Annotated in this window: 12 protein-coding genes; 4 read left to right on the top strand and 8 right to left on the bottom strand. The window is 62.6% G+C overall.

Annotated features, from left to right (window positions below; all coding sequences use genetic code 11):
- Positions 1-122: 122 nt before the first annotated feature.
- The 4 genes from ACEN9K_RS10945 to ACEN9K_RS10930 form a co-directional block, all read right to left on the bottom strand.
- Positions 123-410 (bottom strand): hypothetical protein, encoded by a 288-nt coding sequence (locus ACEN9K_RS10945; RefSeq protein WP_488314658.1) that lies wholly within the window; start codon positions 408-410, stop codon positions 123-125.
- A gap of 342 nt (positions 411-752) precedes the next feature.
- A complete protein-coding gene (locus ACEN9K_RS10940; protein WP_026266036.1) occupies positions 753-1,025 on the bottom strand; it encodes a hypothetical protein in 273 nt (90 codons plus the stop codon).
- A gap of 339 nt (positions 1,026-1,364) precedes the next feature.
- Complete coding sequence (locus tag ACEN9K_RS10935; protein ID WP_478221806.1) at positions 1,365-3,506, bottom strand: amylo-alpha-1,6-glucosidase; 2,142 nt, start codon at positions 3,504-3,506, stop codon at positions 1,365-1,367.
- Positions 3,507-3,568: 62 nt separating this feature from the next.
- Positions 3,569-3,703, bottom strand: coding sequence for a hypothetical protein (locus tag ACEN9K_RS10930; protein WP_488314659.1), 135 nt, complete (start codon positions 3,701-3,703; stop codon positions 3,569-3,571).
- 160 nt (positions 3,704-3,863) lie between these two features.
- Here ACEN9K_RS10930 and ACEN9K_RS10925 point away from each other — a divergent pair, with 160 nt between their 5' ends.
- Positions 3,864-4,079: an AsnC family protein gene (locus tag ACEN9K_RS10925; protein WP_495634412.1), complete on the top strand. Its 216-nt coding sequence runs from the start codon at positions 3,864-3,866 to the stop codon at positions 4,077-4,079.
- Positions 4,080-4,305: 226 nt separating this feature from the next.
- Here the strand turns inward: ACEN9K_RS10925 and ACEN9K_RS10920 are convergent, their stop codons facing one another.
- Positions 4,306-5,820, bottom strand: a complete 1,515-nt coding sequence (locus tag ACEN9K_RS10920; RefSeq protein WP_488314660.1) for an MGDG synthase family glycosyltransferase — start codon at positions 5,818-5,820, stop codon at positions 4,306-4,308.
- A gap of 684 nt (positions 5,821-6,504) precedes the next feature.
- Between ACEN9K_RS10920 and ACEN9K_RS10915 the strand changes: the two genes are divergently transcribed.
- Complete coding sequence (locus ACEN9K_RS10915; RefSeq protein ID WP_495634411.1) at positions 6,505-6,873, top strand: SOS response-associated peptidase; 369 nt, start codon at positions 6,505-6,507, stop codon at positions 6,871-6,873.
- 363 nt (positions 6,874-7,236) lie between these two features.
- Here ACEN9K_RS10915 and ACEN9K_RS10910 read toward each other — a convergent pair whose 3' ends face one another.
- Entirely contained in the window at positions 7,237-8,673 is a 1,437-nt protein-coding gene (locus ACEN9K_RS10910) for a DUF2254 domain-containing protein (protein WP_495635701.1), read from the bottom strand.
- Positions 8,674-9,844: 1,171 nt separating this feature from the next.
- Between ACEN9K_RS10910 and ACEN9K_RS10905 the strand changes: the two genes are divergently transcribed.
- A complete protein-coding gene (locus tag ACEN9K_RS10905; protein ID WP_495634410.1) occupies positions 9,845-12,748 on the top strand; it encodes a hypothetical protein in 2,904 nt (967 codons plus the stop codon).
- 271 nt (positions 12,749-13,019) lie between these two features.
- On the opposite strand, the gene ACEN9K_RS10900 is transcribed toward ACEN9K_RS10905, so the two are convergent.
- Together ACEN9K_RS10900 and ACEN9K_RS10895 are read right to left on the bottom strand one after the other, a co-directional pair.
- Positions 13,020-13,388, bottom strand: a complete 369-nt coding sequence (locus ACEN9K_RS10900; RefSeq protein WP_495634409.1) for a type II toxin-antitoxin system death-on-curing family toxin — start codon at positions 13,386-13,388, stop codon at positions 13,020-13,022.
- A complete protein-coding gene (locus ACEN9K_RS10895) occupies positions 13,385-13,591 on the bottom strand; it encodes a ribbon-helix-helix protein, CopG family (RefSeq protein ID WP_240685144.1) in 207 nt (68 codons plus the stop codon). Before ACEN9K_RS10895 ends, ACEN9K_RS10900 begins: the two co-directional genes overlap by 4 nt.
- A gap of 365 nt (positions 13,592-13,956) precedes the next feature.
- On the opposite strand from ACEN9K_RS10895, the gene ACEN9K_RS10890 reads away from it, so the two are divergent.
- Positions 13,957-14,268 carry a 4a-hydroxytetrahydrobiopterin dehydratase gene (locus ACEN9K_RS10890; protein ID WP_387452544.1) on the top strand — a complete coding sequence of 104 codons (312 nt, stop codon included), beginning with the start codon at positions 13,957-13,959 and terminating at the stop codon, positions 14,266-14,268.
- Positions 14,269-14,536: the final 268 nt, after the last annotated feature.

The following is a 14,536-nucleotide window of genomic DNA, read 5'->3' as shown; positions in this document are numbered from 1 at the left end:
CTGGTTTCGGGCCTTCCCGAAACCACGGGATTCCCTGGCGTCCCGCCCGTCGCGACGGCGCATTCCGCCGGATCGTCCATCTGTGCTGTGTTCAAACCAAGCCTTGAACAGCAGGCACTTTCTCATCTGGCTGACATGCAGAGCCGGTCAAGGGTCTCGTTCAGGGAGGACTCGACCTGGCTGTCCAGGAGGTCACGCCTGTTCCCGGTGGACGGGCCTTCGAGTTCGGTGGGCAGTGATGGCGTTGTGACTGTCATCGCCGCCTGGTAGCGCCCGTCAGCGCTGCTGACTGCTATGGTCCGGTATCCCCAGAATGAGCCCCTTCCTTCGTGCCGCGACTCTTTCGAGCATCCGTCCGCCTGCTCCCACAGGCCCAGCCCGTAGGGGCCAAGCCCGGGCCTGGTGTTCACCCTGGAAGGGCTCCTGCCCGTGGATACCCTCCACGCCGTTACGGTGGGCAGGCAGGGTTGTTTCGGACGCTCGAAGCAGTGACAAACACAACGGGAAGGGCGCGCTCACTGAACGGAGCGCGCCATACATGGCACGCCTCTTCACTGGCAAAGCGGTTACGGTGGAGTTGCTGCGGGAAATGGAGACCAGCCCGGTTTCGCCCCGACGGACTGGGCATGTGGGAGCAGGCTCCGCAGCCCTGCACAACTGACCAAAGAACTATTCTGACTGTCTTGGCACCGTCGAATCAAGGGCACAACAAAGCCTCGGACCAGCAATGGTCCGAGGCTCCCCAGATGCGCCTAACGATCGATGCGGACGCTGAGATCCAGGTGGATGTTCTCGGCCATGAGGCGGTCCTGAAGGTACTGGGCGAGGCTCGCATCGGTCGCGGTGTGCGGGCCTTTCGGCGCAGCCCCGCGGAACAGGGCCTGGGTGTTCGTTGACTTGATAACGTCCAGCGGCGTCCACCGGAGATGTCCGTCGGTCATCCGCTCGATGTCGGTGCGGAAGGTGCGCCGGTGGTCGTCTCGGACCGAGGCGCGCATAGTGAAGGGAATGAAAGCAGTGGGCAAGAGGGTCCTTTCGAACGAGGCAGCCAACCGTCGGCGCCTCACTGGGAACAAGCTCAAAACCAGCACTGGTATTCCCTCTAAGCCAGAATGAGGTGGGCGTCACTGACGGACGTCAAGGTCCCGCTTGTTGGGGGCAGGACCTTGAATGGGGATAGGGCCGGCGGCCGTGGCAGCTTTGAGACAGGATGCTGCCCTCTAACCGCCGCCGGCCCAGCCTTTCCCGGGCATCTGCGTGGGAGGGCTCCTGCGCCGATGATACCTGCGTGCCAAGAATCATTTGGGGCCCGGGCCTCGGCTGGAGCTGACACCGGAGCTTGAAAGACGACGCCGGCTGGACGCTTAGCTTTTGGCGTCGAGTCCGGCCTGCGAAATGAGCTCGCTCAGCCACGGCCGGTGTTCGCGGTGGAAAGTGATGCCCTCCGGCAGGCCCTGCACCGATGGGCCAGAGGGGGTGATGTCAATGGTGATCCGGCCCCCGGCCAGGGGCGCATTGGTAATGTGCAGATCCCCGTACGATGCCGGCAGAGCAGGATCCATCCAGAAGCCGCCCCGCGACACGTGGGCGTCGTACCGCATCAGGCTGGTGATCAGCATGATGGGTGTGGTGGCCGCCCACGCCTGGGGTGAGCAGGCCGTGGGGTACGGCACCGGTTCGGTTACCTGTTCCCGGCTGAAACCGCAGAACAGTTCCGGGAGCCGCCCGTCGGAGTAGTCCGCCGCTTCAAGCAGGGCCGTGGCGATCCGTTGCGCCTCCTCCACGAAGCCGTAACGCATCAGGCCCGCCGCGATAATGGCATTGTCGTGGGGCCAAACAGACCCGTTGTGGTAGCTTGCCGGATTGTAGGCGCCCATGTTCGTGGCAAGGGTCCGCACGCCCCATCCACTGAACATTTCAGGCGACATCAGCCGCTCGGCCACCATCGGCACCTTGTCATCATCAATGATGCCGTGCCACAGGCACTGGCCCATGTTTGAGGCGCAGGCATCCACCGGGCGTTTCCTGCCGTCCAGCGCTACCGCGAAGTAGCCGCGTTCCGGCAGCCAAAACGCCTCGTTGAACCTCTTCTTCAGCGCCGCCGCCTCATCGGTGAGCTGCGCGGCCAAACCCGCGTCGCCGCCGTCGTACGCCATCCACGCCCGTGCCTGCAGCGCGGAGTACACCAGCGCCTGCACCTCGCAAAGGGCTATCGGCGGCTCGGCAAGGGTGCCGTCAGCGAAGTTGATGCCGTCCCACGAGTCCTTCCACCCCTGGTTTAGCAGGCCGTGGTCATTGAGGCGGCAGTACTCGACGAAGCCGTCGCCGTCCTTATCGCCGTAGTTCCGAACCCAGTCCAGTGCGCGGTCCGCGTTGGGCAACAGTGCCGCAATGGTTTCCTTCGCGAAACCCCACCGGCTGACGGAGGCCAAAGTCATCACGAACTGCGGAGTGGCGTCCACGCTGCCGTAATAGACCGACTTTCCGCCCAGAGCCAGCCCGGAAGATACCCCAAGCCGTACCTCGTGGAGGATCTTCCCGGGTTCCTCCTCACTCACCGGGTCCACCACCTTGCCTTGGCGGTCAGCCAGGGTCTGCAGGGTGCCAAGAGCCAGTGACGGATCCACAGGTAGGGCCATTTCTGAAGCCCACAGCGAATCACGCCCAAAAAGGGTCATGAACCATGGCGCTCCTGCGGCCACCACAATCCGCTCCGGATACGCAGGGTCCTCGATCCGAAGTGCGCCGAGGTCGTCGTAGCTGCGCCGCAGCGTCCGTTCGATGGACCGGTTGGTCATCTGCAGCCTGGGTATCTTCGCGACCCATTCCTGGTGCCGCCGGTCACTCTGTGAGGTGCCGTGCCGGACAGGGCGTGAAACGTCCTTTTGCGCGGCCGGTGCAACGCTTAGCCGCGTTCTCCAGTGGCCGGAAGCGGGCACCATCGCCTGGTATGTGAGTGCGCCGGCGGTGGCCACGGCCCCGCGTCCCCGCACCAGGACAGCCTTCCGCAGGTCCTGCCATGCCGCGCTGATAATCAGGGAATCACCGTCGGCTCCACGGACGACCTCCCAGCGCCGCTGGACCCTCGCCTCCTTCACCTCGAACAGGTCCGCGAAATCCGAATCGACGCCAACGGAGACGCTGCACTCCACAGGGTTTCCGGAGTAGTTGCGAATGGTGATTTCCTCTATCACGCCGTCAGCGACTTCCCGCAGGCGCTCCACGATCAGAGGGCTGTCCGCGTATCCGTCCCCGCGCGGAACGCGGCCGATGAACAGTGCCCGGTAGGGTTCTTTCGTTTCCGCGGCCAGCGGCTCAAGCGACTGGCCGTTCACCGTCATGCTCCACCCGGACAGGATCCGGGTGTCCTCGTGGAAAACACCGTGGGGAAGTTCCGAATGGATGTCGCCGTTGGCAGCGGAGATGCAGAAACATGAGCCTTCCACCAGCGTTACAGTTCCCGCCCCCACCGGCCCCGCCGCTGTGTCCGCATTCCATCCAGCCATGTCCGCTCCTCTGACGGCTACGACCGTTCCCGGCGGAATAGACGATACGCCGCCGCCAGGGCTCATGAAAGGGCCATCGGCAGGAGTGGCAGGGCGTCATCCCGCACATCCTCGACAACGGACTGGAGCGACGTCGACCGCATGAAGACCTGGGTGGAACTCCCCCGGACGGCATCGCCGGCGGGACGCGAGTTCATGGGGACGAGCCCCAGCCGTTTCAGACTGGTCCTGGTGAGGCTGGGGCATGTGGCTGTCCCGTGAGTATTGGAGGACTGCTGACTTCACACCCGTCTGCAGGCCCTTAGGAATTGTCAATAAATGTTGACGCTGGCGATTTCCGTCAACTAATGTTGACGCATGGAGGTGGACCGGATGAAGACATTGGTTGCATCAATGGACGGCAAGGGCCCCGCTGACGCGTTGCGCGCGGTCGCTGAGCTGCAGAAGGAGGTTGGGCGCACCGAAGCGTCCCTGGTCAGGAAGGCCCGGCAGGCCGGCCTTTCTTGGGAAGCCATTGCCCTGTGCCTGGGCGTAAGCAAACAAGCCGTCCACGGCAAGTACGGGAAGCGCTAAGCGCTGCTCCTCAGTCTTTCTACCGGCTCGTCCCCGCCGGATGGGAGCAAACTTTGGCAGGACAGACAGGTGCCCCATCTCCCGCGCCGAAGAAAGTAGCCGTCCGAGGAAGTTTCCCACCACAATCAGCAAAGTCTTGTTGTGCCCGCTCCCCCGGCCCTTGCACCGGTGCTGGCCATCCCGAACCAACCCGACACAGCCGGAAACGAAGCCGGCTGTTCGCTGTTCAGCTTTTTGATTCGGGGTCGACTGCCTGGCTCTTTGCCGCTGCTGGCGACCGGGAGGGGCGGATGCGAGACGGTGGCGAGGGCCCTTCGACACGGACGTGCAGCTCGTTGTCCCCGCGCAGAATGGCGCGGAGCAGCCACCGCTCCTCCCATCTGAGTGACCTGAGCGCGTGACCGCGCCGCAGTAGCAGACCCCCGTTCGGGGTGGCGTACCACTTCTGCAGATCTCCCAGCTCCTCGGCTCGCAGCAGCGCGACCGTGCTGCCCGCCGCCGAGTCGATCATGCTGACAAGCGACGAAGGTCCCGTCAGATCGGTCGAAACGACTCGCCGCTCGCTCTCGGCGAGGATTGTCTTTTGCGCTGCGCGTGTCACGACGAGGGGACGGGACGGGCCGTCCAACAGCCCGGTCAGCACGTCCGCCGCAGCGTCAGGGCGGCCCGTCCTCCGCGCCGCCGCCTGCATCCGCTGCAGGCGGCCCGGCTCCCGCAGCAGCTCGTCGATCTTCCAACCGATCGTCGCGGGAGTATTGCAACGGACCGCCGCCCCCTGCTCCATCAGGTAATCCCCGTTGCGAACCTCCTGCCCCGGAATGGGGTTCACAAGCACCATGGGCAGCCCTGCAGCCATGCACTCCGCCGCCGCCAGACCGCCCGGCTTGCCCACAAACAGGTCGGCGCGGCGCAGCAACTCGGGCATCTCCGCCGTGAAGCCGAGCACGCGGTAGCGGTCGCCAGCGGGCGCCACTAGCTGTTCGATACGCTGCCGCAGGGCATCGTTGCGTCCGCACAGAACCGTGGCCGTGAAGGATGAGCGCATGTGCAGCGTCTGCCGCACGACCGAGACGGCATAGTCTCCGCCAGTCGCGCCCGCCGAGATCAGCAGCATCGGGGGCTCGTTTACATCGCGCGCAGGCGCTACATCCAGCTGGCTGGCGATCGGGATGCCCGTGGCCGCGACGCGGTCGGGGGGCAAACCCAGCGCTATCAGCTCCACCCTGCCCTCTTCCCTGGCCAGGAAGAGCGCATGGAACGCCCCCGTAAGCCATAGGCCCTGGAAGTCGTAGTCCGTCATGACGACGGCGGTCCGCGCGTCAATCACGCCGCGAAGGAGCAGCGACGCCAGCAGTTGGGCTGGCAGGAAGTGCGTGCACAGGATTGCGGTCGGCCGGAATCGCTTGATCGCACCGATCACCGGAAGAGCGTTCACCCGTGTCCAGGGATCAACTGGGACCCGGCGCCGGAACGGACGGTCGTTGATGTCGTAGCCCCACTCGACCAGCCAGGGCAAGTCCTTGACCAGGACGAAGTAACCCTTGCCAAGCAGTGAGCGGTAGAGCACGCTGCTCACCTGCAGCACGTCGAGCACCTGCACCTCATCAATGTCGGCGCGCGCGGCACACGCCTGCCGCAGCGCCGCCGCGGCGCTGTTGTGCCCCGCTCCTACCCCTGCTGACAGGATAAGTACGCGCTCGCTCCCAGCGGCGTCGGGGCCTCGTGCCGAGGTTCTGCGCATGAAACGAGTCTAACCGGCCCGGCTTTTCCCACCACCGCACAACCCCAACTAGTACTCGATCGGAAGGGCTTGGTTCTCCTGTTGGCGGCCCTGCAATCCTGGGCACCCTCAGGCTTTCCGGCAGGAGTAGCGTTGGAAGCCCCCTCCATGACCCAGCCCGCTCACGGCTGCCACAAATGAGCGATTCCTTTGTGCTTTCTGAACGTGTCTGTGAATCTCAAAAAGCCGTTATTTCTGGTGCTGAACCTATAGGCGAAGTGAGGTGCCCTCCGGTAAGCAATTTCACGGGCATAAAAAATAACCGCGAACCGTGGACTACTTCCTGGCTGTTCGTTAATTTCAGTGGCGTCGGCTTCAGGCGGTTTTGGGTGTCCGTACTTTCGTTGCAATGTACCTGCACCTCGGGCGTTTTGGGCGTTTCGATAGGCAAATAATCGAAACAGCTACCTGACCTGTTCAACGCGTGACATATCCAAATATCAGTTAGGCCTTGGACAGAACCGTTGGGGCCTAACTGCTCCAATTAGGACTCACTCGCACCGAACGGCAGATACGCCCGCAGCAGGCGGAACGATTCGGTCATGAACGGCGAGGGAGAGCCCGTATGCGCTTCTGAAAGGTGGCACAAACATTGTTGGTTCGCTTCGACGCCTACTGACCACAGCCTTCAGGCACAATGGCGTCATGTGCGGCAGATACGTGCTGTCCAAGGCCACCGGCGACCTTCTGAGCTACTTTGATGCCAAAGAGGTAGACGGTGACCCGCCTCCTCCGAGCTGGAATGTGGCGCCGACACAGAGCGTGCATATCGTGGCTGAGCGCGTGGACGAGGGTTCCATCGAGCGGCATCTGCTCGTGGCCCACTGGGGCCTGGTCCCCTCTTGGGCGAAAGACATCCAGATCGGCAAGAAGCTGATCAATGCCCGCAGTGAAAGCATCCTGGAGAAGCCGTCTTTCCGCAAAGCGGCGGTCAAACGAAGGGCAATCCTGCCAGCTGACGGATACTTTGAGTGGCAGAGCACCTGCCGGGCTCTCTGCCGGAGCCAACCCTGACACCCCGGGTTGTCAGCACGAGGGTAAACAGCGTCCGTAACAACGGACCTGAGCTTATCGAGCCGGCCGAGTGATCGAGGCGTAGAGCACCACGATGCCGTTCCCGCATGCCCCGATGTGGCTTATGGCTGGCAGGCTTCGCGTCCCATGTAATTGTTTTTGCATGGCGAAATTGGCCGCCATTGAAAGGTCAAGGATGCCTTCAAGGAGTAACAGTTCTATACAGGAAGGGCGCGCTCAGCGAACGGGGCGCGCCTTCTTCGTGCCCTCTGACCTTCCTGCGTTTGAACTTGAAATAGCCTGGCACCAGGCCACTCGCTGCCTCCGCTCTCCGGCCGTCTCTGCGGCGGGAGGATGATGGAGTTAAGAGGTGCCCGGAGGGCCGTCCGCCATGTCGAAGAGGTCAAGGACCGCTGCGCCCTCCTCCAGCAGGGGGTCGCGATCGGCTGGCTGCGCCACGAGCCGGGTTACGTCGCTCATAAGGGTCTGCACATACTGCCGAACGACGGCGCGGTGCGCGGCGTCTCCGAACCAGGCGAGATCACGGCACACCCGCAGCAACGCCCTGACGACGCGGGGTTCGTTCGATCCGTAACGCCGAACCTGTCCGAGGGCCAGATCGACGAGATAGGCGAAGTCGCGGGCCGGGATGTGGAGCCTGACCGTACCTTGGGCGTCTGTCACTGCTCGCGGGCCGTGCTGCCTGAGTGTAAGCGCGGCGAGGATCGTGCCCAGATGGTCGACCGCCTGGTTCGCCGTGTATGGGTCATTAATAGCTGGCGAGAGCGCCTTGGACGCGACGTCCGCGAGCTGTCGGATCCCGAACGCGACGTCCTGCTCCAGGGTCCGTTCGTAGCCGATGCGTACACTCTGCGCTAGTGCCCGCCGAAGCGGGGCGGAAGCCTCGGGCACATACGGTCTCCCGCTGCCGTCAGCGACGTCCCATACCCAGGCGATGGGTGCTCCGGCAACCACGTGCCGGCCCACCATGGGCACCATCAGTGCCTTCAGGCCCCGCTCCGCGAGTGCACCGACGAATGGCCCGACATGGAAGGCCTGGACGTATCCCGATGCCGGTGCCGGCAGGGCGGTGGCACCGTGCGGCACGTCCGGCATGGGGATCCCAGGGTCGCCGGGGACGTATGACTGCTCGATCACCTTCAGCGTCGCCGTCTCGACGCCCTTCATGACTTGGTCCACCTGGATCGAATGCGATAGATGGTGGACGAAGAACACGAGCATCACCATGCTCACGAACAGCAGCATCAGCGCGCCGCTAACGGCGAGTCGGGGGTACTCCTCGATGCGTTGGCCGCCTGCGATGCCCACCGTGTAGAGCCCCGCCGTGCTGTACGCGAAGGTCGCGACGAAGGCGCTCAGGGTCAGCTGGTTGGGGATGTCGCGGAGGAAATTCCGCAGGAGCCGAGGGCTGAACTGCGTCGACGCGAGCTGCAGGGCCACCACGGTAAGTCCCAGGACGAGGGCGATGACCGTGACCATCGTGCTGGCGATGCTCACGAGCAGGTTCCGGGCGTCATCGGATGTCCCCTGGAAGAGGAGGACTGCAAGAGGCGACGTCTTGTCGATCTGCACAGCGGAAAGGCTCGCCCCCGCGATGAGCGCGAGCACGACGGCGCATGTCGGCATCGCCCACAGTGCGCTCGCCAGATACTCCCGAAGAGCCACACGCTTCACATGTGCCACTCTCTGCCGACGGTCCTCGGTCGTCAAGGGGCGCTGTGCTGAGTCCGGTCCACCGGAGGTCACTGGTCTTCGCAGGACGGAAGCCCTGGCATCCATGCCCTTGCTGGTCTCCTCAATACCGCCGCCGCCGAACCACCCGAGGTGTTTCTGCCACCAGTGTGCGACCAGCACACCGCCAAGTCCGGCACGGAACAGGGTGCGGGCTCCCCGAGTTAGGTTTTTTACCGCTACTGCTTTCGGGAGCTACCCCAAAAGCTCCCAGTCCCAGCCATAGATAACCACAGGAGTCATAGGGTTTGTAGGGATGCGGCGATGTCGTTGGCGAGCAGTTGGGTTCTTCGTGGGGCGCGAAGTGTCCTCCACGGGGCATGAGCGTGTATCCCCTTACGTCGTACGTCCGCTCCGCCCAGCTGCGTGGTGGGGTTGCAAGGTCGTGCGGGCCGAGGGCGACAGCGCTGGGGCGAGGGTGAGGGGCAGGGTCTGCTAATGCTGGTAGGCGCCCTCGGCTGCGATCCGCGCCTGAACCTTGTCTAGATGCTCCCGCTCCTCATCGGTAACTGTCGCCTCGTCAATGTGAAGCGGGGCAGCGACCGCCAAGAGATGGTACCTGCGACGGCGCCACGATACGCCTGCCCGAGCCGCGAGGTGATTCCGGCCGCCGAGATCACCACCATGCGCCGCGTACTGCTGGAGGCCGAGATGACGGTCATCAAGTGGTGCCAGAGTTTAATGCGTTTGCTCGTCCAAAGTTGGTCGCTGGGGCGAGAAGGGAAACCCAGGAAGGGCCGGAACGATCACCGTAAGGGCGCGGTCTGGGTCGCCACCGCAGCGCGACGGCGTGGCCAGGCGCTGTGCCACTTCAAGGAGCTCGAGGACACTGATTGGCCACCCATTGGTAAGAATGCTCACTCAATTCGGACGGGAGGGAAAATAGATTGTCTTCAGTGAAACTATCGTGGGCGCCATCATCCCGGGTCCGCGTCGGCATCTTCCCCAGAGATGGACGAGAAAAAAAGTCCGTGCCACCCCGACGTCGACGGTGTTGGCGTGCATGGGTTCGCGAAACAAAGCTGTCAGGGTCCGCTGCGCCAGCCCCGACGCCTAAGCCCGGGGTGAGGTGTCCCGTCGTCGATATGGCGTACCGGTCTGAAAGCCGCTGACTCCTGTATAGCCGCCTCGGTTACATTGATATTCCATACTCTGGACTTCTGCATTCGACAGTCGTACTCTGACGGGCACGAGCTGGGGAAGCCGCAAAGGAGGGGCGATGTCCTCAGCGCTGGAAATTCTCGAACTCCGCGTCCATGGGGTTCGTAATACTCCGCCTCATGAAATGTTGGGGGTCGAGCCGGGCGATGTGGTGCCAGCCGACGCTGACGGCATCAAACTCGCCGACAATCTAGCTGGTTTCTACAAAGCTAAGCAGCCGCCCGCGGAAGCATTGTTGGCGCCAGATTCGCGAATACGGATAGAGGCATACAGCTGGGGCAAGCTGGACCGCTTCGCGCCGTCTGGACTTCTAGGCAAGGCTGCCCGGGCACTATATAACATCGGGTGGTTTTTGATCGCACCATTCGGTCTTGCTAACGCTGCCTACTGGGCCCGTGTTCTAAAGGCTGACAACCGTCGCGAAGGCGATGTCGGTCCAGGCACAGGCGCGGCGCTCGTGCGTCTCTTCAGTCTGCTGTTGACGCTCTTGTTCGCCACTGCCGTGGCCACGGCCGCCATGGACTTTGTCGCTGTTCAGTGCTTTCGTACTGAGAATGGGCAACGCCAGATGTGCGATGCCTTGCCGCACTGGTTCGATGGTCTTCGCGACCTGGAGCGGGGTCAGCGCCTTGCCGCCGTATCAATTTTTCCGATCCTCGCCGTGACACTTTTGGCAGCCGTTAGCCTGTCCAGCGATGTTCGTTTCCGCACCCGGTTCACCGATCAGAAACGGGTTCAGAGTCATTTGAAAGTACCCGGGGAGAAGCCAAAGACCCGGAGAAATATGTTGAAGGACGCACCTGTCCTCGCTGCACCGCGGCTCTGGATTCGCAGGGTCAACTCGCCGACGGGCGTGGCGCACATTGCCGCGACTGTCCTGCTCGTCGCATTCCTGCTCGCTGCTGACCTCAAGGCAAATTCGAAGGACGACGCTGCCGCCGCCACAACTTTTGCGGCTATTGCCTGCTTTTTGCTTGCAGTTGTAGCAGGATCTGTCATGGTTTGGGGATCAAAGAGCGTGCGGGCACCCTTCAAGGTCAGGTTCTCGCGAATGGCCTTGGCGGTGGCTCTTCTCCTTGCGAGTCTCCTCGTCTATCTTTTGACCGTCGTGGTGATCTGCCGCGCTACTACTGTGAACGAAACAGCCCCCTTTACCGTGGCCCAGATCGTGCCGATCGTGCTGGTGGCCCTCCTGGCGATATTTGCGACGTCGGGGTGTTTCATGCGACTGAGCCCGGCTGCCGCCGTCTTCTGGGGAACGCTGTTATGGTGTTGCGGCTTCATCGGCGGCCTCATCATCGTCAGCCGCTTGGATAGGGCACCAATGTCCGTAAGCGCGGCCTATGGAGTGTGCGCAATCTGCTTGATCGCTGTGGCGGCTTCCCTCATGAAACAGGGAGAGAGGGCTCCGGTGCGGCCACTTGGCCGGAAGGCTGAAGCGTGGCACGGTCTTGCTCCTGCCGTGATGATGTACCTCAGCCTCCTGCTCGCTGCCTTCTACTCCAGCGCAATCGTCGTCGGAATCGGCAACTGGCTGCAGGCTGGCGGACTCCTTTGGCAACAGGACACCAACCATCCGCTCTTCCGCAACCTACTGAAGGACGACGCCTCTGCAATCAAAATCCCCTTCCTCTACTGGGCAGCTGGTGGAGTCATGGTGCTCCTGGTCCTGGCCGCCGTACTGTTAGTGGCCGCGCTAATGCTCAGCAGCCTATGGAGTGGTAACGGAGTCACAAATCCTGACATCGCTGAGGTTGAACAGCCCTATACATCGGAGATTTTGGCTGTCCGTCGCAGAAGCGCCTTGCTTCAGCGCGGGGAGCGAGTAGTAGAGATCGCAGCCCTGGCAACTATGTTTGGCGTCATCGTGGTTCTGGCATTGACGATCCTCCATGAGTACGGTCCAGGCCGCCAGTGGCTGCAGCAACAATGGCTTTGGGAAACGTTCGCACCTGCCGGCACCTGGGTGACCACATGCGCACTAACAGCAGCAGGGGCCCTGATAGTGGGCGCAGCGATTACCAGTGCGGCAGTGGGAACAGGCAGGCCGCTGGGGCTCCTCTGGGACTTGGTGGCTTGGCTGCCAAGGGCCGGCCATCCTTTTGGTCCTGCTTGTTACTCCGAACGCGCGGTTCCCGAACTGGCAAGCAGGATGCTCCAATGGCTCACGGACCAGAAAAAAGTAGATGATCCGGAGGTGCTCGATCAGGTGCAGCCTGCGCGTCGCATCCTCCTGGCTACGCACAGTCTTGGAGCCGTCCTAGGCATCGCCGCCCTGTATCATCTCGCGGCCACGGTCCAACAAAAGGAGCTCGACGCGCGAGAAAATATGGCTACCGCAGCCGCCAAGGAAGCCGCCGAGCAGAAGACCAGGGAGCTCCTATCCAGGATCAGGCTGCTTACTTTCGGGATTCAGCTCCGCCCATACTTCGGGAGGTTCTTCCCCGACCTGTGGGGACCGGCTGTCCTTGGAACGCCAGGAGTCAAGGGACCACGCTACTTCGCAAGCGATCCATGGAAGGACCGCTTTTTGCCCACGCCACCCCTACTGCCGCAGAATCCGCCTCAAGGCCATCTTGTGGGGCTTCTGCGTGGAGGAGCAGACGGCCCAGGAGTTTGGCAAAATTTATGGCGCCGAACGGACTACCTCGGCTTCCCTGTCTACTCGTATCCAAACGACACTGCAGATAAGAACGCACTGGATGCCACCGCCCTTGAGATTGAGCCTGACTCCTATCAGGCGCTAGTAGCTACCCACGGGAACTACTTCAAGACAAGCAGTTATGCTGTCGCCCGTGAGAGCCTACTGAAGGATTGGGAGTTCCAGGAAGGGCGCGCGCCTGCCGGCACAACCATGGCGGTCGTGGTTGTTGGAGTCATGGGGTGGTTCTGGTGGCGCCTGAGACCGGACGGCTCCCGATTGAAAGTCCAAGCCGCGAAGGACAAGCCGGATGAGATGTAACTTCGCCCCGGCTTCGGCTCCGTGCAGAGATTCTTATTGCCCTGGGCTCTCGATTACATACCCGGTATTAGGAACAACGGATGAAAGACAGATGGCCTTTGACCTGCGGAATCACTGTGCCCGAAGTGGGACTCGAACTGTCTTCTAGCCCTTGAAAACACTGGGCTCCCGCGAAAACATGCGGAATTCGAAGAAGTCCGGCAGCTGTACGAGACAGTACGAGACGAAAAGTGTGAACATTGTCCACACCCCATTTCCGGGGGGTGAAGGACTACAGGGGCACCAGATGCCTGGAAATCTCGGCGGCGGAGTCCAGCAAGTCGATGGTGCCCGCGGCGACTCCGACGACGAGGTCGAAGCCCTCCTCCGTGGTGAAGGCATGCCGGTAACCGTTGACCCAGAGCAACAACACCATGAGCGTCCACGCCGTCCGTTTGTTCCCATCAATGAGTGGCTGGAACCGCGCGACCGACTCCAACAACGCGGCCGCCTTCACCGCCAGTTCCGGATAAGCCTCCGCACCCATGACAGTCGTAGCCGGCCTGGCCAACGCCGAGGCCAACAACCCGACATCACGGATATGGAAGCCGTACCGATCAACTACCTGAAGTGCATCCTCAATGTCCAGGTACGCCGTCACGCGTCCTCAAGGCGCTTCAGCAACTCCGCATCATGACTCATAACAAAATCAAGGCCCTCGCTGATCTCACGCCGCCGCGCATGGCGCTGCAGAACCAATTCTGCCCCCTGCAACAGAAGCGCGGACTTGGACGTGTGTTCCTCGGCAGCCAACTTCTCCAGCCGCCGATCGAGGTCTTCAGGGACACGGAGATTCATAGCCATGTCACTATGGTACCAAAACGGTACTGACACCTCAGCAGGCGGCACGCGCCTTCGATTCGAGTCCCGAGCTCAAGGGGCGGGAGCACCGGGATGAAGTTCGCTGCCCGAATCTTCCAGTCGGCCGGGAGCCTAAATCCGAAGGGTCCTGTCGGCTTTATCGAACGGCCGATATCGGCCTTCGAATTTGACCTGGGGATGGCTCGGAGAAGGACGCCCCGCGGCTTTTCTCTCGCTTACCAGCGCGTGACAGGTTGTCCCCGGGCAGTGCCGACGTTTTACCCTCAGTCGCCATTGCCTGCCATCACCCTTGGCGAAGGGGTGCCTCAGGGGTAGCCCAGGCGGCCATCCCGAGCCATGATGGCACCATGACTGATCCCCAACGGAAGCTGTCCGCCGCCGAACTCGCCGAGACCGGGCTCACCGGCTGGCACGTGACCGGCGAGGCCCTCGCCGCCACCTTCAGGACCCGGAAGTTCTCCACCGGCCTGGAGCTCGTAAACCGCATCGGCGCCTCCGCCGAGCAGGCCAACCACCACCCCGACCTCACGCTCACCTACCCCGAGGTCGGCGTCACGCTCTCAAGCCACGATGTCGGCGGGATCACCAGCCGCGACATCGACCTCGCCCGCACCATCAGCGGCCACGCCGCGGACCTCGGGGTCGCCGCGGCAGAGTGAGTCCGCGCCGTCGGGCACAGGGCGAACGGACCATCGAGGCGCTAAGCGGGCTTTACGGAATCTTCATTATCGGCTCTTCTACAAAGGGCGGGCGAGGCGCCTTGGCAGGGGGCCTCCGGGCCTGGCGGAGGGATAAGTTCGACGGCGCCTGCTTGAAAGCAGGCAAACAACTGGCCGTCTGCCTACGCAGGCCTTACATTTACAGTAGATAGTAAGTAGGCTTACTTGTGGGTGGGGTGTCCAGCAGTGAGGCATCGCGCTCCATGAC

This window comes from Pseudarthrobacter sp. Pseusp20 (genome assembly GCF_059492155.1).
Note: the sequence above shows the minus strand (reverse complement) of the source record. Positions and strands in the feature narration are given on the sequence as shown.

What these genes read in the sequence shown, in the direction of transcription:
- ACEN9K_RS10935 (WP_478221806.1), bottom strand. Translation starts at nt 3,506, where the DNA reads ATGGCTGGATGGAATGCGGACACAGCGGCGGGGCCGGTGGGGGCGGGA.
- ACEN9K_RS10930 (WP_488314659.1), bottom strand. Translation starts at nt 3,703, where the DNA reads ATGAACTCGCGTCCCGCCGGCGATGCCGTCCGGGGGAGTTCCACCCAG.
- ACEN9K_RS10925 (WP_495634412.1), top strand. Translation starts at nt 3,864, where the DNA reads ATGGAGGTGGACCGGATGAAGACATTGGTTGCATCAATGGACGGCAAG.
- ACEN9K_RS10920 (WP_488314660.1), bottom strand. Translation starts at nt 5,820, where the DNA reads ATGCGCAGAACCTCGGCACGAGGCCCCGACGCCGCTGGGAGCGAGCGC.
- ACEN9K_RS10915 (WP_495634411.1), top strand. Translation starts at nt 6,505, where the DNA reads ATGTGCGGCAGATACGTGCTGTCCAAGGCCACCGGCGACCTTCTGAGC.
- ACEN9K_RS10910 (WP_495635701.1), bottom strand. Translation starts at nt 8,673, where the DNA reads ATGGATGCCAGGGCTTCCGTCCTGCGAAGACCAGTGACCTCCGGTGGA.
- ACEN9K_RS10905 (WP_495634410.1), top strand. Translation starts at nt 9,845, where the DNA reads ATGTCCTCAGCGCTGGAAATTCTCGAACTCCGCGTCCATGGGGTTCGT.
- ACEN9K_RS10895 (WP_240685144.1), bottom strand. Translation starts at nt 13,591, where the DNA reads ATGGCTATGAATCTCCGTGTCCCTGAAGACCTCGATCGGCGGCTGGAG.
- ACEN9K_RS10890 (WP_387452544.1), top strand. Translation starts at nt 13,957, where the DNA reads ATGACTGATCCCCAACGGAAGCTGTCCGCCGCCGAACTCGCCGAGACC.